Origin of the sequence: Lewinella sp. LCG006, assembly GCF_040784935.1 — a bacterium.
Taxonomy (GTDB): domain Bacteria; phylum Bacteroidota; class Bacteroidia; order Chitinophagales; family Saprospiraceae; genus Lewinella.
Genome location: NZ_CP160680.1, coordinates 6,824,821 through 6,847,097 on the forward strand (window position 1 = coordinate 6,824,821; position 22,277 = coordinate 6,847,097).

The 22,277-nt window shown below is 44.8% G+C and carries 21 protein-coding genes; 4 read left to right on the plus strand and 17 right to left on the minus strand.

Going from position 1 to position 22,277, the window contains the following annotated elements; all coding sequences use genetic code 11:
- Positions 1 to 29: 29 nt before the first annotated feature.
- The 4 genes from AB0L18_RS24985 to AB0L18_RS25000 are packed head-to-tail and all read right to left on the minus strand — an operon-like array spanning position 30 to position 3,863.
- Entirely contained in the window at positions 30 to 1,160 is a 1,131-nt protein-coding gene (locus AB0L18_RS24985) for a glycosyltransferase (protein WP_367390049.1), read from the minus strand.
- The gene (locus AB0L18_RS24990) at positions 1,153 to 2,109 is read right to left on the minus strand and encodes a glycosyltransferase family 2 protein (protein WP_367390050.1); all 957 of its coding nucleotides are present in this window, start codon (positions 2,107 to 2,109) and stop codon (positions 1,153 to 1,155) included. Before AB0L18_RS24990 ends, AB0L18_RS24985 begins: the two co-directional genes overlap by 8 nt.
- Before the next feature lie 10 nt (positions 2,110 to 2,119).
- Positions 2,120 to 2,584 carry a hypothetical protein gene (locus AB0L18_RS24995; protein WP_367390051.1) on the minus strand — a complete coding sequence of 155 codons (465 nt, stop codon included), beginning with the start codon at positions 2,582 to 2,584 and terminating at the stop codon, positions 2,120 to 2,122.
- 13 nt (positions 2,585 to 2,597) lie between these two features.
- Positions 2,598 to 3,863 (minus strand): dihydroorotase, encoded by a 1,266-nt coding sequence (locus AB0L18_RS25000; RefSeq protein WP_367390052.1) that lies wholly within the window; start codon positions 3,861 to 3,863, stop codon positions 2,598 to 2,600.
- A gap of 78 nt (positions 3,864 to 3,941) precedes the next feature.
- Here AB0L18_RS25000 and AB0L18_RS25005 point away from each other — a divergent pair, with 78 nt between their 5' ends.
- On the plus strand, positions 3,942 to 5,183 hold the full coding sequence (locus AB0L18_RS25005; protein ID WP_367390053.1) for a DNA/RNA non-specific endonuclease: 1,242 nt from the start codon (positions 3,942 to 3,944) through the stop codon (positions 5,181 to 5,183).
- Between the two features lie 8 nt (positions 5,184 to 5,191).
- Here AB0L18_RS25005 and AB0L18_RS25010 read toward each other — a convergent pair whose 3' ends face one another.
- The 9 genes from AB0L18_RS25010 to AB0L18_RS25050 form a co-directional block, all read right to left on the minus strand.
- A complete protein-coding gene (locus tag AB0L18_RS25010; protein ID WP_367390054.1) occupies positions 5,192 to 5,848 on the minus strand; it encodes a hypothetical protein in 657 nt (218 codons plus the stop codon).
- Entirely contained in the window at positions 5,848 to 7,839 is a 1,992-nt protein-coding gene (locus tag AB0L18_RS25015) for a DEAD/DEAH box helicase (protein ID WP_367390055.1), read from the minus strand. The genes AB0L18_RS25010 and AB0L18_RS25015 overlap by 1 nt, the downstream gene beginning before the upstream one ends.
- 298 nt (positions 7,840 to 8,137) lie before the next feature.
- Positions 8,138 to 8,950 carry a putative DNA-binding domain-containing protein gene (locus tag AB0L18_RS25020; protein WP_367390056.1) on the minus strand — a complete coding sequence of 271 codons (813 nt, stop codon included), beginning with the start codon at positions 8,948 to 8,950 and terminating at the stop codon, positions 8,138 to 8,140.
- A gap of 3 nt (positions 8,951 to 8,953) precedes the next feature.
- Entirely contained in the window at positions 8,954 to 9,880 is a 927-nt protein-coding gene (locus AB0L18_RS25025; RefSeq protein WP_367393189.1) for a DUF692 domain-containing protein, read from the minus strand.
- Positions 9,880 to 10,521, minus strand: coding sequence for a hypothetical protein (locus tag AB0L18_RS25030; protein WP_367390057.1), 642 nt, complete (start codon positions 10,519 to 10,521; stop codon positions 9,880 to 9,882). The genes AB0L18_RS25025 and AB0L18_RS25030 overlap by 1 nt, the downstream gene beginning before the upstream one ends.
- Before the next feature lie 34 nt (positions 10,522 to 10,555).
- Positions 10,556 to 12,100 (minus strand): ferritin-like domain-containing protein, encoded by a 1,545-nt coding sequence (locus tag AB0L18_RS25035; protein ID WP_367390058.1) that lies wholly within the window; start codon positions 12,098 to 12,100, stop codon positions 10,556 to 10,558.
- 177 nt (positions 12,101 to 12,277) lie between these two features.
- Positions 12,278 to 13,117, minus strand: coding sequence for a hypothetical protein (locus tag AB0L18_RS25040; protein WP_367390059.1), 840 nt, complete (start codon positions 13,115 to 13,117; stop codon positions 12,278 to 12,280).
- Between the two features lie 45 nt (positions 13,118 to 13,162).
- Entirely contained in the window at positions 13,163 to 14,101 is a 939-nt protein-coding gene (locus AB0L18_RS25045) for a hypothetical protein (protein WP_367390060.1), read from the minus strand.
- Positions 14,102 to 14,524: 423 nt separating this feature from the next.
- Positions 14,525 to 15,262, minus strand: a complete 738-nt coding sequence (locus AB0L18_RS25050; protein WP_367390061.1) for a polyprenol monophosphomannose synthase — start codon at positions 15,260 to 15,262, stop codon at positions 14,525 to 14,527.
- Between the two features lie 166 nt (positions 15,263 to 15,428).
- On the opposite strand from AB0L18_RS25050, the gene AB0L18_RS25055 reads away from it, so the two are divergent.
- Complete coding sequence (locus AB0L18_RS25055) at positions 15,429 to 16,235, plus strand: hypothetical protein (protein WP_367390062.1); 807 nt, start codon at positions 15,429 to 15,431, stop codon at positions 16,233 to 16,235.
- A gap of 208 nt (positions 16,236 to 16,443) precedes the next feature.
- Here the strand turns inward: AB0L18_RS25055 and AB0L18_RS25060 are convergent, their stop codons facing one another.
- The 4 genes from AB0L18_RS25060 to AB0L18_RS25075 form a co-directional block, all read right to left on the minus strand.
- Positions 16,444 to 18,117: an IS1634 family transposase gene (locus tag AB0L18_RS25060; protein WP_367389257.1), complete on the minus strand. Its 1,674-nt coding sequence runs from the start codon at positions 18,115 to 18,117 to the stop codon at positions 16,444 to 16,446.
- A 77-nt stretch (positions 18,118 to 18,194) separates the two neighbouring features.
- Positions 18,195 to 18,566, minus strand: a complete 372-nt coding sequence (locus AB0L18_RS25065; protein ID WP_367390063.1) for a DUF1573 domain-containing protein — start codon at positions 18,564 to 18,566, stop codon at positions 18,195 to 18,197.
- Positions 18,567 to 18,592: 26 nt separating this feature from the next.
- Positions 18,593 to 19,081 (minus strand): DUF2452 domain-containing protein, encoded by a 489-nt coding sequence (locus AB0L18_RS25070; RefSeq protein WP_367390064.1) that lies wholly within the window; start codon positions 19,079 to 19,081, stop codon positions 18,593 to 18,595.
- 396 nt (positions 19,082 to 19,477) lie between these two features.
- On the minus strand, positions 19,478 to 20,506 hold the full coding sequence (locus AB0L18_RS25075; protein WP_367390065.1) for a hypothetical protein: 1,029 nt from the start codon (positions 20,504 to 20,506) through the stop codon (positions 19,478 to 19,480).
- Positions 20,507 to 20,641: 135 nt separating this feature from the next.
- Between AB0L18_RS25075 and AB0L18_RS25080 the strand changes: the two genes are divergently transcribed.
- The gene (locus AB0L18_RS25080; protein WP_367390066.1) at positions 20,642 to 21,391 is read left to right on the plus strand and encodes a 3'-5' exonuclease; all 750 of its coding nucleotides are present in this window, start codon (positions 20,642 to 20,644) and stop codon (positions 21,389 to 21,391) included.
- A gap of 47 nt (positions 21,392 to 21,438) precedes the next feature.
- Positions 21,439 to 22,260 carry an SUMF1/EgtB/PvdO family nonheme iron enzyme gene (locus AB0L18_RS25085; protein WP_367390067.1) on the plus strand — a complete coding sequence of 274 codons (822 nt, stop codon included), beginning with the start codon at positions 21,439 to 21,441 and terminating at the stop codon, positions 22,258 to 22,260.
- Positions 22,261 to 22,277: the final 17 nt, after the last annotated feature.

The following is a 22,277-nucleotide window of genomic DNA, read 5'->3' on the forward strand; positions in this document are numbered from 1 at the left end:
AGAATGATTAGCTCTGTTTTCTTTGCAATTTAAAACAACTCTTCGAGCGTTGCGGTAAAAACCGTCCACGAAAATTGTTGCTTCATTCGTGCTACGCCTTCCTTTAGGCTTACCGCCTTTTCGTTTTGATAAAAATCAAGGACTGCATCAGCCAGTTCTGCGGCATCCTGGTCAATGACGTAACCTGCTTCCCCGTGAGGCACAATTTCCGGCAATCCCCCTACCCTGGTCACAATCATAGGTTTTTCGAAGTGGTAGGCCAATTGGGAAATGCCGCTTTGTGTTGCTGTCTTGTAAGGCTGTACCACCAAGTCCGCCGCACCGAAATAATACTTTACCTGGTCATTGGCGATGAAGGAAGTGTGCGCCACTACCCGATCTTCAATGCCCAATGTTGCCATGAGGTTTTCGTAATGCGCTTGGTTGCCATAGTATTCACCTGCCAATATCAGTGTTACCCCCAGCTCCCGAACCCGAGAATCGGCCATTGCTTCAAGCAATAATTCCAATCCTTTGTACGCTCGAATGTAGCCAAAAAACAAGAGGTAGCGACCATCTTTGTCCAGTCCCAAATGTTCCCGAGCTGTTTGCTGTTCGACTTGCTCCCCATAGGTATCATAAATGGGATGAGGGGAGGTCCTGACGGGTGCCGTAGAAAAATCAGCCAATTCTTCTTTCACCGAAGTAGAAAGCGTCATAAAACCATCACAAGCTCCTGTAAAATAGCGAGACAACACCTGATCTCCCGGACGGCGCTCGTGCGGAATAATGTTGTGCACCAAGCCAATTCGTTTGGTCTGTTTAGCATCAAACTGCCGGAGGATAGTGCCCAGGCACGGTGCCATAAATGGCATCCAGTAGGCGGCGATGACTACGTCTGGATGCAGTTGGCGCAACGCTCTTCCTACTTTCCACCAATTGAGGGGGTTCACCGCGTTGATCTTTCGTGTAATCACCAAGCCTTCCGGTGCGGGATCTTCTGCATACTGGGTATTGCCAGGAAAGAGGAAATCGGGGTATTGCAAGGTAAAAGTGACCAAACTCACCCGATAGCCAGCAGCTTGTAGGGCGTAAGCCAGGCGTTCGTTGAAAGCCGCCAAGCCTCCTCGATAGGGATAAGCAGGCCCCAGCAGCAGAATGTGCTTTGAGGAGTTACTCATGCTTGCTTGCTTGACCGATTTGCTGTTCAATAAGGTAATGGTTGCGATCGGTGGCCGAACGTACAATCAGTTCCGCCAGAAAGCCTGTAAGAAACAGCTGGGTGCCGATAATAGCACAGATTAAGCCCAGGTAAAACAAGGGGCGATCGGTGATACCGTAATTCAAATAAATCAGTTTTGAAATACTGAGGTAAGTCAGAATCACGAACCCCAGAAGAAATACCACGGCTCCGATCATCCCGAAAAAGTGCATCGGACGTTTGCGAAAGCGAGAGATAAAAATGACGGATAACAAATCCAATGGCCCCCGAATAAAACGCTCAATGCCAAACTTGGTTACGCCATATTTACGTTCCTGGTGCTGAACAACCTTTTCGGTAATCTTTTTGAATCCCGCCCATTTGGCCAGCACAGGAATATAGCGGTGCATCTCGCCGTAAACTTCGATGCTTTTGATGACAGCTTTGCGGTAAGCCTTCAGTCCACAGTTAAAATCGTGAAGTTGAATGCCCGTCATGCGGCGTACCGTCCAATTGTAGAGTTTACTGGGCAAGTTTTTGGTCAGAACGGGATCATAGCGCTTTTTCTTCCAGCCCGAAACCAGGTCGTAACCTTCCTCACGAATCATTGCCACCAGTTCCGGAATTTCATCTGGGCTATCTTGCAAATCGGCATCCATCGTGATGACCACATCCCCTTTGGCAGCATCAAAGCCAACGTATAGGCCCGCAGATTTACCGTAGTTGCGCTGAAATTTTATTCCCCGCAGTTCTGGCATTTCCGCCGATAGTTTCTCGATTACCTCCCACGACCTATCCGTACTTCCATCGTCCACCATGATGATTTCGTAACGATAAGCTTCCCGATCAGCTACCCGCTTGATCCAGGCCGCCAATTCGGGCAATGACTCTTCTTCGTTGTACAGTGGAATAACGACGGATAAATCCATGAGCTAATTATTATTTTCTTCGGGAAAGGAGGAAACCAATACCTGTGGCCAACAAAAATCCGGGAATTAAACTTTGCGCGTAAGCGAAGAAAGAACTCCCCACCGTTGGCATCACAGCATCTTTAGGATCATACCCCTGAGCCGCCATTAGCTCTCCTTGCAGCTTGACCAACTCGGGGTCAAACACAGCAAAAAGCAGGTGATAATAAAAATAGAAAAGAGCGTTGGCCACCACAAAAACCATGAATCCGGGTTGGATATATGATTTCAGCTCGTTGGCAACAACCTTGCGCTGAGCACTCCACATCGCAAAGATATACACGACGTACGTGCTTAACCAAAGTCCTCGACTAAGCACCAGTTCTTTTTGAATAAAATAGACCGAGGCAAATAGTACCACGACCAAGCCACCCGCTATGATCCCCCAGCGAATGCCATCCTGGCGCCACTGTTCCTCCTGTTGTTCATTGGTCATAAGTAATTGTTATTTAGGAGGTGACGAACTGATCACCGTTCAAAATACCCAAAGGCTTGCCCGTCAATGTTTGACCAATCAATGGCGAATTTTTCGACTTTGAATGGATATCTTGCAGCGTTACTTCACGCAACGTATTGTATTGATAAAAAGTAAGTTGTGCACGGCTACCTACAGTAATACTTGATGGATCTAATTGAAAAATTCGGCGTGGACCACTGGTAAACTTGCTGATCAGCTCTTCTTCCGTGAGAAAATCACCCACCCCGTGGCGAGCTGCGGAAAAAGCAGTGGAGATCGTTGCCGCGCCAAAGTCAGCATAGGCAAATTCCAGCTGCTTGGCTTCCAACTCCAAGGGCGTATGATTAGAGGAAATGCAGTCGATCGTGCCATCTTTCAAGCCCTGTAATAAGGCCTGGCGATCTTGCTCTTCCCGCAGCGGAGGGAGCACTTTACAATCGCTATTGAAATTTTCGACGTCCTTGACGGTGAGCAGTAAGTTGAGCGCAGCTACAGAAGCCGTCACCCGTAGCCCTTGGGCTTTGGCAGCCCGTATTTTCTCCACCCCCACTGCCGTGGAAACATGGCTGACATGGAGGCGAGAATCGGTATATTCCAACAAGCGCAAGTCACGATCAATCATCAACTCCTCGGCCAAGGAAGGAATGCCTAGCATCCCCAACATGGTACTCACCATACCTTCGTGGAGCTGCCCTTTACCAGCAATGGTCGCTTCCTGGGGCTGGTTCATGATCAGCCCATCAAAGGTCTTCACGTAAAGTAGTGCACGCAATAACAGGCCTGCGTGCTGAATGCTATGACTACCGTCTGAAAAAGCAACGGCTCCAGCCGCTCGCATATCCAGCATTTCGGTAATTTCCTTGCCCGCAAGGTCTTTACTCACCGCTCCGATGGGCAGTAATTCTACCGGTGCAAAACGCGCTTGTTGCAGCAAATAACTCACTCCCGACTTGTCGTGAATAACGGGATGAGCTTCCGGACGCAGCCCTACCTTGGTGAAACCACCAGCAGCGGCAGCTTTGGTGAGTGAGGTAATATCTTCGCGGTGTTCAAACCCCGGGTCACCGCCGATGGCTTCGAGATCAACCCACCCAGTAGACACACTTGCTTGCGGTAAGCGGATTTCTTTCTCCTCTCCAAGCTTCAAGTCAGGTCCAATCTCCGCGACTAAGCCATTGGCAACCCGAATATCCACTGTCTGTCCGTGCCATTCATTGCCCGGGTCCATGATTTTTACTGCTCGAAAAAGCCACTGCATAAGCGTATCCTAATTTGAAGGCCAAATTTAGGAATTTTGGAGGAGATAGAAGTAGGTTCTATTGCCTAACTTTGTCACATGAAGAAGACCACTGTAATACTCCTCCTCTCCATCAGCTTGATAGGAGGGCAACTGAATAGTCAAACCCTGGAAAACCAGGTGACTACCCTGGAACAGGAAATTGCCAAATTGGATGCCCAAAAAGCCGCTTTACTGGCTCAGGTTGAAGACCTGAAACTGCAAATGATCCGACGTGATTTGAAAGCAGTAGGCTTACCGTCAGAGGAGTACGTTGAGCACAGCGCCATGCTATTGGAATATGCTGAGCAGCACGAGCAAGCCAAATGGGTGGCCCACATCATTACCCCAGATGTTATTGACGGCAATGTTTTTCGGACCAATGATTTTCGGGAAGATCCACTCATCACCTCTGGTTCGGCGACGGAGGTCGACTACTTTCTCAAATACTTACAGCCCGATAGCACTTACAAATACGATGGTTTTGGTTACGACCGTGGACACCTGGCGCCTTCGGCTGATTTCCGTTGGTCGCAACAGGCCTTATCGGAATCTTACTTTTACAGCAACATGTCGCCCCAGCTTCCTGACTTCAACCGCGAAGGTTGGGCGGAGTTGGAAGGGCTGTTACGTCGTTATATTGTCGACCATCCCGAGACACAACTCTACGTCGTGACGGGGCCGCTATTGAATGACAACCTGCCGGTGATTGAACGCAGCGTCAACAAAGTCTCCATTCCACGCGAATTCTTCAAAGTAGTACTGGACCTGAAGACGGGCGACGCCATTGGTTTCTTGATGCCTAATGCGACCATCTCCAAGCCCATTTCGGAATATGCCAAATCCATCGACGAGATAGAAGCACTCACCGGATTGGATTTCTTTTCCCTCATCGAGCAGGAAGAGACGATAGAGAGCCATGTACACCTGGAGCACTGGTTTTCCGACCTCCCTCAAGGCGATGTCGCCCCTATCTACCCTCCTAGCCTACCTCGTGGTCATTTCAATACCGAGCAAGCCAAGCAATACATGGGCGAAAACAAGTCCATCACGGTGGTAGGCAAAGTAGTGGGCAGCCGTTATAGCCGTTCTGGCAATCTGTGGTTTAACCTCGACAAGCAGTTTCCCAACCAGATTTTTTCGGTCTACATCCGCAAAGACGACCTTGTCAACTTCGAAGGTGACCCCAAGGAGTTTTTCGACGGGCAGGTGATCAAGGTCACCGGTGTCATCCAGGACTTCAGTGGTGTGCCTACGGTGAATGTGGAACGGAGTGGGGAGATTGAGGTGTTTGGGGAGTGAGGGGGCTTCTAGTTTTTTATATACTTACAGTCAGTTTTTATATTCAACAAATCGATAAAATCATCAATTGAATTATCTACTTCAAGACCAATTTTAAAAGCTGCTTTATTAGTATAATACAAATCGTAATGAGTTAAAGGATGCCTATCCGGTATTCCTTTTTCTTTGGCAACATTAAATCCTTCTAAATCTTTATCATATCTAATATATCCATCTTCAAAAAGCATCAACTCCTTCAGAAAACTCCAAAGCTCTTCACTTTCTAGACTATTAGAACTTTCAAAAATAGAATCAGCAAAACCTAAAACACAATCATCATTAAAGCTATCACAGTTAATAGCTGATTTCGTTTTTGAAATCAGATAAGCATCAACATTAATATTATTTAAGTAATGAAAATAAATCCTACCACCTTCCTCGTACAAATTAAATGGAAACACAATTGAATAATATTTATTTTTCGAGCTAAAAAACAATCTACTCATCTTATCAATAACAAGTTTTATTTCATCATTTGAATTATTTTCACCAATATGAGGATTCGACAAAATATACCTACTGGCCTCTAAAAGGATATTAATAATTTGAATTTTAGACTTGATTCTCTCTTTAGGAAAAAAGAGATCTTTTGAATAAGAGTCAATTTTATATACAAAAACTTTCATTAGCTATAAAATTCTTTATTTGCGACGATAAATTTAACAGTTTTATCTTTATCAAATTCCTCGATATCTGTCTGAATAATAGCTTTCTCTAATTTTGACCTAAATCTATTATCAATTTCTAACTCATTAAAAATTTCGTTTAAAAATTCTTTATAAGATATATTTTTCTTATTCTGTATTCTCACCAACGTACTTTTTATAGCAATTTTTTCCTCTTCAGAAGGCTCGCTTGTCCTGATTAAATTTTCGTCATTTATAACTTTCAAACCACTTATTAATGCAGATAACCCTATTTCATTTTGAACCAATAAGTATGACTGAATAAACGACCTTGTAAGCATTGTGTATAATATATTCCTATATCTATATGTGTTTTTTATACCGGCTGTTATACAAATAACAAATGGAAATTCAAGACCCTTCACATTGTTTGTATTCGTAATGTAAACTGCATTTTTTGTCTTCGACTTTGTTTCTATAGCTCTATTTACGTTCCACTCCAACTGACTTCTTATGGAGTAACAAAGGCTATCTATATATTCATAAATAGCCTTATTCCTATCAAGAATAATAATTGCAATATCTTCTGGCATTACAGTTTTGTGTCTTTCCTTAATTGATTTAAGTATTTTTATAACATCAATAATTTTAGTTGAGTTTTCAATAACAGTACTTTCGAAATCTTCAAGCATTAGACCCTCAAATCTCCTAATTGGCTCTCTTGATAATTCTACTTGGTTATTACCAATTCTGTTAACATTATATCCTATTGCCTTCCAATACAAGTCTTCAAACCAATTGAGTTTTTCCTTCTCAAATAATCCTAGTCCGATTGAATGAGCAAACATCAGAGTTCTTGGATCAGTCCTATAACACCTATTTAAAATAACATCAACTTCAAGTTCTGTTTCTAGAGTATTTTCAAAAATATCTTGAAAAATATCTCCAGCAATATAAATTTTTTTTCTAGTTATTTTATCGCATAAATCAAAAAAAACTTTTGGGAAATCTTGCCTTTCGTCAATAAGAATATAGTCAAATGCAAATTCAAAATCCTCATCATCTATTCCATTAATATATTCAAGAGCTAAAGTAAAAATTTTATTATAATTAGTAGAAAAGTCATAACCAAGGAATGGAAAATTATAAAAACTAGCAATATAACTATAAAGCCCCGAATTCGAGTCTTTACCAGAACCCCAAGCCCTATTGACCCAAAGTTTTGAGTTCCATTCAATTTGTTTCTCAACTCTCATAAAATTAAAGAAAGAAGGTATTCTTGATCTAAGTGTATTTGCTAATGCAATATTATGGCAAGTGAAGAAAATTTTCGGTTCTTCTTCAAGAACATAAAGCTCTTTCAGCTTATGAAGTAGTAACTCTGTTTTTCCTGTTCCAGAAAGACCTTGTATGGAAACTGTTTTATTTGTAAATTTTTGATAAATGAATCTGGTTTGATCTCCATCAAACAGAATTATATTTTGCTTAACTTTATCTAAAAGGGTTTCAGGTTCTTTTACACCAACTTTAGTGATGTCATTAATACTTCCAACTATCAACGAAATCAATAATTCTCCAACACGTTGGTTATCATCATCTAAGTTGTTTTCTCTAAATATTTGCTCTATAGTTAAATTATTATTAGGAGTTATCCTATTTATAATTTCACTTTTCCATTCCCTAGGTCTTCCAATATATTCTTTATAAGAATACTTATCAGATATATAACTTAAGTCTTCTATAAAATCTTCGCAATATTCATTAAACAACGGTGCATTATCAATTAAATCTAGAAATAAAATCCTATACCCAGGCGAAAGAATTACTATAACATTTTCTTCATAAGAATAAGAATATTTCTCTCCAAGAGGTGCTGAAATTAAATAAACCTGCTGCTCCGTATTTTGTTCAGCGTAGTTTTTTATTTTTCTAATCCAGTCTTTGTTTACGTCATTTTCTTCTATATGACTATAGAATAAGCTATTGTCCATGTTCAATATTTAATAAGATAAATATAGTTATTTTACACCTATTGGAGGTAACAAAACTTCTACACATCTTAAAATTCACCCTATTATACTCATCTTCGACCAAGTAAGCCTAATGAAATCACCTTGGAATTACTTCTAAGAGATGCTTTCATGACCCATAAAAACCTCTCCAGCGGCCAAACGAGGTTAAATATTAGAGGTCTTTCTGCCACGAATTAGTTAAACCTAAGATAAAGTCAAACATAATTAAATCACTCCCTCCCCCGTTCGGTGTCGGTTGTACCTACGTCACTACTTCTCAAAAAAAACCACCCCTCTCCCATTCCCCATACCAAACAGGCCAAATCTCAGCTAATCCCTCCGTGGTATACCCGTATTTTTGGGAAAGCGATCGAAAAGCTTGTGACAAGGCTTGTCCATCCGCCAAGGCTTGCAACAACAGATACTGTTCCCGATGTAGGTCAAAGAAGGCCAGCTTGTAATCACGGCGCAAGATGGCATAGTAACTTGGTGCAGGACCAGGAAACTCAGGCTCTTCGCCTTTGGCCACCGACTGGTAAAACCAGCGCACCGGAAACTTGGTCGCCAGGAGGCGTAAGCCAGGAACGAGAGCCAGTTGTTCTGGCGACGTAGCCATGGTAGCCAGCGGACCATTGTGGTCCACATCGGCATTAAACAGGTGGTTGATTAGCCATTCAAAGCGGGCGAGTTCGATCATGAAGTCAGGCCAATCTTCTTTAATAGGTTCATCGCGATCGGGGCGGGTTTCCTCCAGGTAGGTCATGAAGCGATCGCCGAGGTTGGCGAGGCTGTAGCTTTCGGAGGGGTATTTGCGGAGGTATTCGTCGGCGAAAGCCTGGAACAATTCCGGGCTTAGCGCATATTCCAAGGCCGTAAACTGTTTCGCCAGACAGTCGCGCAAGCGGGCGGTATAACCATGTTGATAAATCGCCAGATGTTGTTTCGCGGCCAGGCGTTTGGAAGGCTTGAAAACTTCCTCAATGGAGACACTCCTCCCCTCTCCTACTTTCGCAGCATCATAACCTGGATGAAGTAACATCTTCAACATCCACTGTTGGAAATCCGCTAAGGAGAGTGCTGGTTTATCCACTTTTTAAGCTTCTTTCATTACGTTGGTCATCAGAAAATCTACCGGATTGGAAACCTCGGCAGCGTGATCAGGTGCTTCTTCCGGCATTTGTAGCTCGGGAAGGGACGATGACATGAAATTTTTGGCTTTCATCAATTCTTCATAATACTCTTCGAAAGGAGGAATATTGCCATCCCATTCCAACAGCGTGGAGGTACCACCCGTTTTCTGCCAGGCGAGCTGAAACAACTGCCAGACATTGTGAGTGACGGCTCGGTCGTGGGTATCTATAATGTAACTCCCGCAGTGCTGGTGCCCAGCCAGGTGCATCTGTACGATGCGCTCGTGAGGGAGCTGTTCGATATAATGAACGGGGTCAAAATCATTGTTAAAAGCGGAGACGTAAACGTTGTTCACATCAAGGAGTAAGCCACAATTGGTTTCCTCGGCCATTGCCCGCAGGAAGGCCCATTCCGGCATGGTAGAATGCTGAAAGCTGGCGTAGGTGCTCGGGTTTTCTAATACCAGCGGTCGCTCCAAATAATCTTGAACAATCCGGATGCGTTCGCAGACATGAGCCAAAGACGCTTCGTTGAGCGGCAGCGGCAGTAAATCATGGGAGTTGATAGATAAAACACCCGTCCAACACAAGTGATCACTCACCCAAACGGGCTGCACCTCTTCGGCGAGGGTCTTCAGGCTTTTAAGGTAGGTAAAATCCAGCGGGTCCGTACTTCCGATAGACATCGACACGCCGTGCATTACTACCGGATAGCGCTCGACAATCTGCTTCAATAAATAGCGAGGTCGACCATAAGCATCCATGAAATTTTCGGAGATCACCTCAAACCAATCCACCTCCGGCGCGTGCTCCAGAATATGATCAAAATGCTTATTGCGCAAGCCCAGGCCGAGGCCGAGGTCTGGTAGTTGAAGGAGGTTAGTACTCATCATCCCTTTTTCACACAAGCCTCATCCGAATAGTGAGCCTTACTACTATTTTTCATAAAAGCTTCTCTTTTGGCTTTCTTCTCGGCATCCCTCACCTTAGGATCAAAGGCAAAAGAACAATAATGCGAACCACTTTGGCCGCAAGACTCGTAATGGTATTGCCCAATCTTTTCGGCAAACTCGGCGGTAGGACCGTAAGCCTGCCTTGGTGGTGGTGAGCCATATTTTTTCCCGGCTTTATTCATTCGCTCTTCAAAGCGTTTTCTGGCCAGTTGCCATACGCTCAGGCCTTGGTTGGGCCCATCCACAAAATAGCGGGTAGCCAGGATTGGCGAACCGCAACTCCCTTGGTATTTGCAATCGTTTTCGCCAGGATGGCAAAACTCGGGTGCCGTACCAAACAAGCCGCAGCCGCCCTGCCCACGACAGTCATTGACGGTATGGCAAGCATGGACGATCGTGGCACACAAGCCCATGCCAGCACAATCGTTTTGCTTAGTAAACCCTTGGTTCTTGCAGGAATTGAGGCCCATGCAAACGTGCAGTTCCGGACCTACCGGACTAGGAATATCCGTGGTTACTGCCAATTGACGCTTATTGGGCTCAGGTGCTATGGTGTTTTTTTTATAGGAATGATCCATCTTGGTAAAATGATTGACGGGTTATAGGAAAGGGTTAAGCATGAGCGGTAGGAAATGGATTTCCTTTTATTCCCAGATCTTTATCAATGTCTTTGACACTGTAATCAAGACCAACATCAGGTAAAGCCATATAAGCGACACTCTTTTCATTGCCTTTGCTGAGCCACCCTTCTACCGTCCATACCTTGGAAAGCTGATCAGCCAGTTCAATGATTTGGGCCTTGGGCCGCATATTGGGCTTTGCCGCAAAGTCGTAGAACTCGAAAGTCAGTGCGGCCGAATACATTTTGCCTTTTTTATGGTAAAGCAAGTTCGAAATATTGCCTCCAAAATGACTTAGCAGCCAAATCATGGCCTTGTGTACGCCGTACATAAAGAGCTGAAACTGCGTCTTGGTGCTTTTTGTCCGATAGCAGGTTTCAATCATCAAAAGGATGTAGGTAAAGATGGCATTTCCCAATTCAGATTCCAGCTTTAGTGCAGCCACCGCATTATCGCCCTGCTTGGGGTCTTTGAAGCTGGGTTTGGCATTAGGGCTATCGTAATCGGCCTGCTTGGGGTCAAGATCCTGGTTGTGAACAAAGAGGGAGAAAAAGTCGAGGCCATAGCCTGCCAGCATCTCCTGGTAATAATACCCCAAACTATACGCTTCATAAAACTTATCGAAGTGGGCCAGCTCCTTACCACTTGGGGCATCGGCATCTTCCTTATCCATGATGACCTTACCGTCTTTTACGGGAAGCGGGATGGGCATGCCCTTGTCATCCAGGTGTAGCTTATTGCCATCTTCATGGTTGCCTTCGCCCTGTTCTACGATAATTCCCAATGCTTTCAATGCAGTGTTGCTGTCCACCACTTCCACCAGTCCGCCGCTATCATCTTGATTGACGAAATGAGGATTGTGTTCTTTATCGTAATAGACCGTATTGATAGAATTGGAAGAATAGACGCCCATTCGCGGATTGGGGGTCAGCTGCAAGCGGTCTCCTAAATCATAAGCACCCGCAAAATGATCGTTGATACAGCCTTCAATCATTTCGTAAAACTGCCCGATGGTTTGATAATCAATAGCCCTTTCTTCGATCAGTAGGGAGGGATTTTCAAAAGCATTGGGGCTTTCTATCTTTAGGAAGGTTGCCAATTGTCTCAGCGAAAGCGGCCCCAGGTTAATCGGAAATTCAGGATCGTGACCATCCAACTGAGTAGGGAATTTAAAACCCTCAGATGCGGCAATACCCATCAAGTCCGGCGGCAATCCACAGATGGCTTGCTTGACGTTGGAAGCCAGTGCCAAATGCAGCATTTCCTCAATCAATACGCCCATGATCAGCGCTGCCGTTTTGTTGGCATAGATCATGATTTCCAGCGTCAGGTCTTGCGCTTGTTTCACCTTGCCGGGCATACGCTCCAGCAGGGTCTTGTACAGTGTTTGCTGATCTGGCAGCCGCTGGATAGAATAATACGTAGAAAGGTAAGTAGGGATGGTTGCCAATTCCAAGGTGATGGCTTGCTCCATGGCCTCAGCAAAATTTTCCGGCGTTACGACCGTCGGAATACTAAACAGTTTCTTTTTAGGCATGATATGGGTAGGTAGGTTTTCGAAAGGTGTGATTTAAAAGTAGTTATTCTTACATCCAAAACCAAATACACCTATACTATCTTTTCGCAGTTCAAGTAGTGTAAACAAGAGATCCGTACCATGAGGATAGGAACATCTCTCCTCAAGGAATCAACCGTAGCCCTAGAAATATCTCACCTAATTGCCATCCTTCGTACTTTTTTGGTGCGTATTGATCTTTTCTACAGCATCTTTAGTGAGTACCAAGAGGGAATTGGTCTCACAATTCCACAAGTTCAGGTAATCAGCTGAGACCACACTGTGGGTTTTCCAACCTGCGAATTTTGCGTAAAGCATCAAAGTACAGATATCCGTAGGAGTGATAAACGGTCCAGTTTCTTTATTGTGCGTGTGCATTGTTCCCATTATTTCTTGGTCTGAATCTCCGTACGGTATAGAAATAATGTTGTTATGAAGTTTTTCGCGCCTTTTAACTGTATTGTTGTTGCGCATCGTTAATAAATAGTCATTACCCAAAACAACCACACCATTTTTCTGTGGGCCAGTAAGCACGTAAACTTTCTTTTCACCCTGGCTGATTAAAGGAATCAAATTCAAATTAGTATTTTCATACACTTTGAAAAGCGTATCGGTACCCATTAAGTCTAAGGCATTGCGGCGCATTTCGTAGAGGTCGTGTTCCTTGGCAGAAAAATCGCGCTCTTGTAAATTAACATCTGCAGTAGCTAAATCGTAAGTAACATCAAATGTAATGGTCCCGATCACTCCATGGTTATCCGCTTTTGAAAAGAATACACATCTCGCCAAATCGCCATCGACGTAAGAAAAATAGCCTCCAATATTACCCCGATTTGGATAAGCTTCTAAAAATAGATCAGTGCCATACCATGATGCCATTTCACAACGATAAAGTAACTTCCCTTCTTCGACAATAGGATCAGTTTGCTTCGAAAATTTTGATTGGGCAGATACCTCCAAAAGGGTTACCGTTGCAAGGAAAAAAAGTAGCCATTTCATGAGCGCGATCAGTTTATTTTCACCAATATAGGCTTTTTTGTTTTCTCAAAAACAATCCAAATCCTCCCCACTATCCGCCGATGGATCGTAACCCGTAATAAAATTGTGCTGCGAAGCGAACGCACAATTGCTAATATTCATGGGTTCTGCTATGTTCAAGGGGTCTACACAGGGTACACTACAAATCAGACCACTAACCAAGGATCTTTGTTGATCTGATGAAGTCAACCAAATGGAATAACCATACTGGGCAGCCATAATAGTATCTTGATAAACACCATCAAATCCATTCTCTGGCGTAATATCCGTCATATTTGTTTGGTAAAAAACGGTATCGCCGTTGGCGAGATCAAACACCCAAAAAGTATCTATCCTCAGGATATTAGCATCGGCTGTTACCTGGAAGTAATCATTGACACCATTACCGTCAGGCGTAAAAATGGTAGGAATGAAAAACTTCCCGTTACCCAGATCAGCTTCCACCGGAGCATCTTGACAGCAAGCGGTAATCGTAGGATCATTAATTAACAAATCGTCTTCCGTTGAGGTGGCAACGAAAGCGAAAACAGCAATGGTCAAAATAGCGTTCAGTTGCCACTGCTGTTTAAAACCTATCCGCAGACGAAAATCCGCTACGTGTTCCAGCACGTAATAACTCAAGGGCAGCATCAGAAAGGCTAAATAATCAGAATAGTCCACTACCCTACTAACCGGCCAAATACCTAGTGCATTATAGGCATCAAGCAAGGGTTGAACAAAAGGAGATTTCCAGAACAGAAAACCCAGGAAGGTTATGCCAATAGCCTGCCGCGCAGAGACCGGAAAGACAAATCTCAAAAACAAGGGAAAGATAAGCAGGCCAGCAAAGTCTGATAACTTCCCCGTAAACCAGTTGCCAAACTGCGCTTTGAGAAAATGATCATTGAGTAGCAATAAAATCAGGCCTGAAATAAAGACCGTGTTTAGCAGAAAGTGCTTTTTCATAACGCGCAGTTTTAGTGGTTTCTTCTTACCAAGAGATGGAGAAAAAATAAGTGTAACAGCTTTCGATTTTTTTCAAATCTCAAAAGAAAGTCGTTTCTCTTATTTCCGTCAAATCACTAACGTTTGAAACCATTGATCCGCTGCAAAGTCCATTTTTTAATGCTGCGGTGGTGGCGCGTTATATTAGACTTGTTCTACTGGGATCATTTAGGGGGCAAATCGCGCCTTATCTTCCCATACTGTGCCTTTTTTAAGTCGTTTAGCTACGGCTAAACTCCTTAAAAAAGACTTCGCGTGGTCGATAATGCCTACCGAGCAGGCAGGCATCAATTTTAGCTTCGCTGATCGCCTTTGGCTCAGAGTTCCCACCAACTCCGAGCCGAAGGCGATCACCGTAAGGTAAACTGCCCCAGTAGAACAAGTCTAAGAGCTACGGTAGCTGGAAAACAAAGACCGCCAACGCATTTGCATGACGCCAAATACCGCTTCTTTGATAATACCTTTTGACATTTTTGAAGTGCCCTCTATCCGATCCGTAAAAGTGATGGGAACCTCAATGATTTTGTAACCTAATTGACGGGTCGCGAATTTCATCTCGATTTGGAAAGCGTAACCGACGAAGCGAATCTTGTCGAAATCAATGGCTTGCAAAACGCGGCGAGTATAGCAAACAAAGCCTGCGGTTGGGTCCTTGACTGGCATAAAAGTGATCAAACGCACGTACACTGAGGCCCCGTAGCTGAGCAAAACCCGATCCCAGGGCCAATCTTGCAACTGTCCACCTTTGACGTAGCGAGAGCCTACCGACATATCCCCTCCTTGCAGCGCACAAGCTTCATAAAGTCGTACCAGGTCATTGGGATTATGACTGAAATCGGCGTCCATCTCGAAGAAGTATTCGTATTGAGGGCGTTCTAAGCCCCAGCGAAAGCCAGCTATATAAGCTGTGCCTAAACCTAGTTTACCCGTACGCTCTAGTATATGCAAGCGGCCAGCAAATTCCTTTTGCTGATCTTTGACCAAGGTTGCCGTCCCATCTGGAGAACCATCATCGACAATCAGGATGTGAAAATCATGGGGCAGGGAGAATACAGTGTGAATCATTTTCACAATGTTCTCTTTCTCGTTGTAGGTCGGAATGATTACGAGGCAGTCGCTCAAGATGTTTGATTCAGTTTAGATCGCAAAGATAAATCTTTCTCCGACAAATGCCGTAGCAAGCCATAGCGTAATTAGTAAGACAGTTTAATTTTGCCGTGAAGCTCATCTTTGCATAAGTAAATTTGTGAAACCTATTCCGATAAGGAAGCATAAAAACCTTTTCCTAATGCAACGTTTTTGTCTACAACTCTTTTTATTGCTCTTCTGTATCAAGGCGCTACACGCTCAAGGGCCCATCAATGGCTTTATGCCTAAACCCGGTCAATTAGATGCTGCTTTCACCTACAGTACCGAATCCTATTCGAAGTTTCATAATGAAAACGGTGATCTAATCGATCGTAATATTGATGCGACCAGTTATAACCTTTTCCTGGAATATGGTCTTGACCCCAAAATGGCATTGATTGTTACAGCCCCTTATATCTCTAATGACCTGGATAATCAAGGGTGGCAAGATGGAAGCATTTGGTTGAAATACCGCAATGAAAGAATAGAGCAAAACAAAGGATACCACAACTTGATCACTTCTATTGGCTTAGGCTTCCCCTTAAGTAGTTATCCCAACGATAATGTCTTTGCTATCGGTCGACGAGCGACAACTTTCCAAGGGCGGTTTCTTTGGCAATACGACGCCAAATACGGATGGTTTATCAGCGCCCAGTCGGGGATTGATTTCCAGCTAGCTCCTGAGGCACTTGCGGCACTGCCGATCCTGATACGTGGCGGTATCGGGACCTCACGTTTTTATGCAGACATCTGGTTGGAGCATTATCAATCGCTCCAAAGCACCGTCTCCGACCCGAATGGAGCCAGTGGAGCGGGTAGCACCTGGACCCGAACTGGAGGTACGCTTTATGTTCCAGTTACGCCTTGGTTTGGTGTATTTACAGGAGGCGCTCTCGTTTTGAGCGGTAAAAATATTGGCAAATCAGCCCGTTGGAATTTGGGCGCGGTATTTAGAATGAATGGGTAAGGGGGGAAGGGTTGGAAGGGTGTAAGGTTTTTTAAGTCGGAAGTGGGAAGTGGGAGGTCGGAAGTGCTTAGACACACGAAGACCCATAGGGAAACTTACCTGAATTCATCATTGGAAGTGTTTTAGGTAAGGACGAAAAAACACGCCACTAGGGTGATACCAATATTTCCGACTTCCGACGGTCTTTTCGCGTAAGACGAAAGTGAGTTCACGCCTCCCATGGATGACGATAAATATCTGTTGGCAATCGCATCATCTTAAGCAACCTCAGGTGATGTTCTTCGATGCCCTGCAAGTGTACGCTGGCTTTGTGATCATCAGTCATTATGTAGATCATCTGGACGCTTCGGAACGCGCTTAAGACCAGCGATGTGGTAGGTCGCTCAACTTTGCGGCCGGGATTGCCGGGCACCAGATTGGTAAGATAGCTGTTTTGTTCGCTTTTCAGTGTTTGGCGGATGGTGTATTGCCACAGATTATAGTACTGTAGAGCCAGCATTAGTATGCGCAACATGGCTTGGATGCGATTTTCTTTTTTCAGGAAGATTGGCGTAAGCGAGGTGCATTTGGTCAACAGCAAATGAAAATGCTGCTCGATACGATACTCCTCCCAGTAACAAAGTACCACCTCGCAAGCCGAGAGTCTATCCGAAGGAGCGTTAGTGGCCATCACGCGCCATCCGGCCAGTTGCTGTTCGATGTTGTTTTGCTGCTCGTCCAGTGTAAGTTCCACACTGCAAGGTTCGGCCGGGTCCTGAGATAGTGTGATCTTCCAGCTGTATAGGTGAGCGACTTTGTGCTTGTCCAGTATCTTGTTGATGGTTCGTTCAGCTTCCTCTACCGACTTGATCGTTTTACGACCTCGGTTGCGCGTGAAGCGCAGTCTGACCTCCTGGCAAGCGGTCTGGCAGCGTTGCTCTAGTTGGGCAACTTGGCGCTTGCGTAGATTCAAGCTACATACCCCGAATAGCCTTTGGGTGTGAATCGTGCCGTCAGCGGAGATGATTTCACGTGCGGGCAGCTCTTTAACCAGCGCGATGGCTTGTGAATCCTTACTTCCCGCCGCCTGACGCATTACGCGTTCGGCGGGCTCTTGTTGTTGCTCAATCCACTCACGGGCTTGCATTAATTCCTCTCGTGAGTATTGTCGTTGAGCCAATGGGCCCAAGTAGTAGTTGCCGCTGTCAGCAATGAAACACATATTGTACTGATTACACAGCTTGCGGTCTCCCACTACCAGTACTCCTTTGGACTTGAGACCTTGTTCCCAGGCCTGTTCCAAGGCTGGCACGTAAAGCTTGTCGTCACTGTTTTGCCCTGCTACCACGTTCAGAGCCAGTGGCAGGTTGGCTTTGTCTATAGCCAGTAGCATCAATTTTACCTGAGGTAGGGCCAAACCCGTGGCATTATGCCCCAACTGAAAAATGCCTTCTGTTTCTCGATGACTTTGAGCCGTGGTACTGTCGATACGCACCGTATCAAGGGGACCTTGATCAGTACCGTTGTCCAGATCGTAAAACCGAATTAGCGATTGGTTATGATCGCGCTGAAAGGACATCCAGCGCTCATCGTCCTTAGACAGGTAGTCCAGCAGACTACCCAAACGGTCATCACTGAGATAAGCAGCCTGAAAATCAGCTTCATCCAAAAGCCAACTCAACGTGCGCTCCAAGCCCAAAGCCCAGTCTTCTACGTTGTACAGTCGATGATCGTTCTCGCTCAGAATATAGACCAGAAAAGCCTCCAATGTCTTGCCAATACTGGTTCCCTGCCACAAATGATGAGTAGGATAGTGCTTGTCCACGCGCTGGGACAAACCGGTCGATTGGAGTAGGCGACTAATCGCCGGTAGATCGCCTACAGGCTCTGCTTTGATCAGCATACAGTTTTCTTATAAAACGCTTTGCGAACTCACTTTCGTCTTACGCGAAAAGACCGTCCCACTTCCGACTTTGAATACTACTCTTCTACCCAGCCTTCTATTGAGAGCCGCTCAGCTTTGCGGTAGCCATTGAAGTAGACTTTGATGCCTTTATTAAAGTATCCTGTATCATCAGCATCGTACTCGATCACAATATGGCCTAATGAGTCGGGCGCCACGCGTACATCCTCCCATTCGGGGCTGGTACAACCACAGGAAGTGCGCACATTATCAATGTACAAAGCATCCGAACCGATATTACGGAAAGTAAAAATGGTCGTCCGTGGTACGCCTCGTTCCAGATCTCCAAAATCATATGTAGTGGGCACCTGCCAGACAACGGGGGCATTAGGAGCAGGGAAGGAAAACAGGAGGCCACTAAAGGCCATGCTTAAGAGTAAGAATTTCATCTTTAGTAAATGTCAAAAGTGGCTTTTTATTGTCCAAAAGGGGATTCCTCATTGGTACGCAAAACATCCCAGGTATGGTCGGCAAGCATCTTCACTTCGGCAACGAAGGTATAGGGAGGTTTCTTCCCCCACTCATCGGGGCTAACCATCGAGAGGATGGTCTTGCCGGAAGATTGTCGGTAAAGAAAATAGTTCCTCCCAATAAGCGGTTCGAAATTCATGTCCGTCAGATAAATCTCCTCGGAAATACGTACGCGTTCCTGTAGTTTTCTTGCTTGTTGAGCCAACAAATCAATTTGTTCCTTGATCTGTGCTAGCTGCAAATCAGTCTGCTCATACATAGCAGCTACTGCACGTCCTTTCATTCGCCCCTTGTCCATGGGCTTGATTACTGCTCCACCCACAGTATGAGCATACGGCAGTAAATGAGGGTTCTCTGCTATTTTTTCTGGGTCAATAGGGTTCACCCATTTTGCTTCCTTCACTTGGTCTTGTTTTGCGTGCTCTTTGGCCATGGTCTTTTTTGAAACTGATCGACTAAATACGGAACAGTAAGGACAAGAGGAGGTTCATTGCCAATGCCTATTCTTCTCAGAAAAACATTGTTCTAATGTATACAGCGCGACTACCCTCTCAGATAGCCGCGCTGTATGTTTAAGCTGGACTTTAGGCAAAAGTCCGTACAGGGTACTCGGGCTGCTTCGCGCCCTCAGGGTAAAAGGTAGAGGGATAGCAGACGATTATGCATAATTCCCAGCTTCGATTAAAAAAGCCGATGTTGGAAAATTGATAGGCCGTTTCTACTAGCATTATCAAATCCCTCTACCCTATACTCAAAGTGGCGATGCCATCGTCTACGTATCTTTCTACAACTTTCGATAAAATGTCGAAAGTCTAGCTAAGCGATATTTCTACTTTAGCCTCATGGTTGTACTTCCGGCCAGGAAGCCTTTGTTGTAAACCTCTACCGTGTAATTACCAGAAGAAAACTGCTGACCTGGGTTCCAGATAAACTCCAGGTTATTTTGGTTGCGATTGTAGCTGATATCATCTTTCAGCGTGTAGCGCATTGATTCCCCAGTGGCTTGGTTGGTAAAAACGCCCGATCCCATTTGCTCAAGCGCTAAGGTTTCTCCCTGAGGGTTGATAATTCGAACGATGAATTCTTCCTGACCCGGTTCTGTGATTTCATTGACCGATGTGGTGAAAGAAATTGAAATCCGCTCTACATTGGAAGCATCTTGCCGAGTTACAGGTGTACCACTACGGCGAATCTTCTGCCCAACGGCCTCTAATCCGTTCACTTTAATGACAGATGCCTGGTTCACCTTGCGCGACAAACTATTATTGGTAGACGCTAATTGTTGCTTTTCACTTACCAAAAGCGCGCGTTCCTGGCTAAGGCTTTCATTGGTCTGGAGAGAAGAACTCAAATCCGTTTGCAAATTATCACGCTCTTGGGAAAGTTGCTGGTTTTCATCTGCCAATAAAGCATTTTGCTCTCTGAGTTGATTGAGTTCAGCCAAATAACCATTCAGTTGTTGTTTCAACTGAGAAATTTCGGCGCGAGCTGCACTGCCATCACCACCTTTGCGGATTAAGCTAGCAATTCTATCCTTTGATTCCAGAAGCTCTTGTTGTTGTTGTTCAATCAGGGCATTTAATTCCGCATTGTTGGAACGCATAGATTCCAATTCTGCTTTGGCCTCGTAATACTGGTCATTGAGTTCTTCTTGCAGCTTGGTGGATTCATCCAATTGCGTAGTGAGGGTTTCCTGTGCTTTGTCGGCCTGTGTATATTTGAACAGCAGCCACGCGTTGACCGCTAACAAAGCTACGATTATCACTGCTGCAATGGCAATCAGTCGCTGCTTGGAATTATCTTGTTTGGGAGGAAGTGGTGGAGGTGTGGGCGTTGGAGGAGTTGTGTTGGTTGTCATAACTAGACCTTTTTTAAAATCAAATGTGTAAATTCTCGTGCTTATAACGCAATTAGCCCCTTTTAATTGTATCTTAAAAAAGCAGTGATTTTTTCCTACTTTAGTGCCTGCTCTACATCAAAACTCCCTCTATTTATGCTCGAACAAATCGATATTGCCAACGTCCTTTTCCTTGATATTGAGACGGTCAGCGGACATGCAGCATTCACCGACCTCCATGAAGATCTCCAAGCACTATGGGCGCACAAGGCTCGTTCGGTACTTAAAACCACCGACGAAATCAGCGAAGAAGACCTGGCGGCCTCCTATCAGGATCGAGCCGCTATCTTTGCGGAATTTGGAAAAATTGTCTGTATCTCTGTCGGTGCCGTACATCGCGACAAAGATAAGCGCTTAAAAGTTCGCTTAAAATCCTTCGCTAGTGCGGATGAAGGCGAAGTACTCAGCGGCTTTGCCGAGCTATTGGCCCAGTACTACAACAACCCCATGAAGTATTTCCTTTGCGGACACAACATCAAGGAATTTGATATCCCCTACGTCTGCCGACGCATGATCGTCAACAATATGACTTTCCCTAAAATGCTCGACATTGCCGGGAAAAAGCCCTGGGAAACCAAGCACCTGCTGGACACCATGGAACTTTGGAAATTTGGGGATCGCAAATCTTATACCTCCCTCAAGCTACTAGCAGCCACCCTCGGCTTCCCTTCTCCAAAGGATGATATCGACGGCAGCATGGTCGGCCGCGTTTTCTGGGAAGATGATGACATTGATCGGATCGCTCACTATTGCGAAAAAGATGTTTTGGCTACAGCCCAATTATTCCTACGCTTTCAGCTGGCACCACTGCTGGAGGAAGACCAGATTGATCATGTGGGGCGGTAAGCTGATCGCCTAAACAGTATATGTCGCCAATAATCAATGTTCTACCTATGACTAGATCATGCAATCTCTTCATCTGGATGATGTTTATCTGGCCCAGTTGGCAGCTCCTTGCGCAAGCTTCAACAACAGACTTTTACCAGATACCTGCACAGCAGTTCAACTATCGTTCAGAAAGCGAGCCAGATATCGCTAACTCCTTCATAAAGCGACCTAGAGTAATCTCTATCTCACTAACCGATTTTTCTATCAGCAGACAAATTAGCCTGAAAGAATACCGACAATTTGTTGAAAGTCAGCCATCGGAAATGTACCGCCAACTACGACCTGACACCAGCATCACCCACGCCGAAGCCTACCGTGCTTATTGGGAAACCGATGACTATGACAAGTACCCTGCCTTAGGAATCTCCTGGGAAAACGCTATAGCCTACTGCCAATGGAGAACCCTGGAAGAACAGCGCCCTGGTTCCTATTCCTATTATTACACTTTACCCACTTATTATCAGTGGATTGGTGCCTTTCGTCAACTGGACAGCAAACGAAAAAAACACGACTTCAACCAGGATTATGCGGATTGGTTACTCCATTCTTATCCTATCACAGAATATAGCTTTCTGCATGACCTGAATCCAGATCTAGCATATCAAGAAGATACATTAGAACTGCTAAAGCTTCAGCACAGTCTTACCATTGGTGCTTCTTATCGTCGACAACTAGCAAATATCAGAGATTACTACCGGCTAAAAATGACAAAAAACCGAGGCTATCCCGATGTGGGTTTCAGGATCGTAAAGGTAATGCTACCGACATCTGAAGAGGAGCGAACAGCAATAGACAAGTACTTTGTAGCGCTTTGGCAATTGCATTAATTTACCACTCCCTCAAC

What these genes read in the sequence shown, in the direction of transcription:
- AB0L18_RS24985 (WP_367390049.1), bottom strand. Translation starts at nt 1,160, where the DNA reads ATGAGTAACTCCTCAAAGCACATTCTGCTGCTGGGGCCTGCTTATCCC.
- AB0L18_RS24990 (WP_367390050.1), bottom strand. Translation starts at nt 2,109, where the DNA reads ATGGATTTATCCGTCGTTATTCCACTGTACAACGAAGAAGAGTCATTG.
- AB0L18_RS24995 (WP_367390051.1), bottom strand. Translation starts at nt 2,584, where the DNA reads ATGACCAATGAACAACAGGAGGAACAGTGGCGCCAGGATGGCATTCGC.
- AB0L18_RS25000 (WP_367390052.1), bottom strand. Translation starts at nt 3,863, where the DNA reads ATGCAGTGGCTTTTTCGAGCAGTAAAAATCATGGACCCGGGCAATGAA.
- AB0L18_RS25005 (WP_367390053.1), top strand. Translation starts at nt 3,942, where the DNA reads ATGAAGAAGACCACTGTAATACTCCTCCTCTCCATCAGCTTGATAGGA.
- AB0L18_RS25010 (WP_367390054.1), bottom strand. Translation starts at nt 5,848, where the DNA reads ATGAAAGTTTTTGTATATAAAATTGACTCTTATTCAAAAGATCTCTTT.
- AB0L18_RS25015 (WP_367390055.1), bottom strand. Translation starts at nt 7,839, where the DNA reads ATGGACAATAGCTTATTCTATAGTCATATAGAAGAAAATGACGTAAAC.
- AB0L18_RS25025 (WP_367393189.1), bottom strand. Translation starts at nt 9,880, where the DNA reads ATGAGTACTAACCTCCTTCAACTACCAGACCTCGGCCTCGGCCTGGGC.
- AB0L18_RS25030 (WP_367390057.1), bottom strand. Translation starts at nt 10,521, where the DNA reads ATGGATCATTCCTATAAAAAAAACACCATAGCACCTGAGCCCAATAAG.
- AB0L18_RS25035 (WP_367390058.1), bottom strand. Translation starts at nt 12,100, where the DNA reads ATGCCTAAAAAGAAACTGTTTAGTATTCCGACGGTCGTAACGCCGGAA.
- AB0L18_RS25040 (WP_367390059.1), bottom strand. Translation starts at nt 13,117, where the DNA reads ATGAAATGGCTACTTTTTTTCCTTGCAACGGTAACCCTTTTGGAGGTA.
- AB0L18_RS25045 (WP_367390060.1), bottom strand. Translation starts at nt 14,101, where the DNA reads ATGAAAAAGCACTTTCTGCTAAACACGGTCTTTATTTCAGGCCTGATT.
- AB0L18_RS25055 (WP_367390062.1), top strand. Translation starts at nt 15,429, where the DNA reads ATGCAACGTTTTTGTCTACAACTCTTTTTATTGCTCTTCTGTATCAAG.
- AB0L18_RS25060 (WP_367389257.1), bottom strand. Translation starts at nt 18,117, where the DNA reads ATGCTGATCAAAGCAGAGCCTGTAGGCGATCTACCGGCGATTAGTCGC.
- AB0L18_RS25065 (WP_367390063.1), bottom strand. Translation starts at nt 18,566, where the DNA reads ATGAAATTCTTACTCTTAAGCATGGCCTTTAGTGGCCTCCTGTTTTCC.
- AB0L18_RS25070 (WP_367390064.1), bottom strand. Translation starts at nt 19,081, where the DNA reads ATGGCCAAAGAGCACGCAAAACAAGACCAAGTGAAGGAAGCAAAATGG.
- AB0L18_RS25075 (WP_367390065.1), bottom strand. Translation starts at nt 20,506, where the DNA reads ATGACAACCAACACAACTCCTCCAACGCCCACACCTCCACCACTTCCT.
- AB0L18_RS25080 (WP_367390066.1), top strand. Translation starts at nt 20,642, where the DNA reads ATGCTCGAACAAATCGATATTGCCAACGTCCTTTTCCTTGATATTGAG.
- AB0L18_RS25085 (WP_367390067.1), top strand. Translation starts at nt 21,439, where the DNA reads ATGACTAGATCATGCAATCTCTTCATCTGGATGATGTTTATCTGGCCC.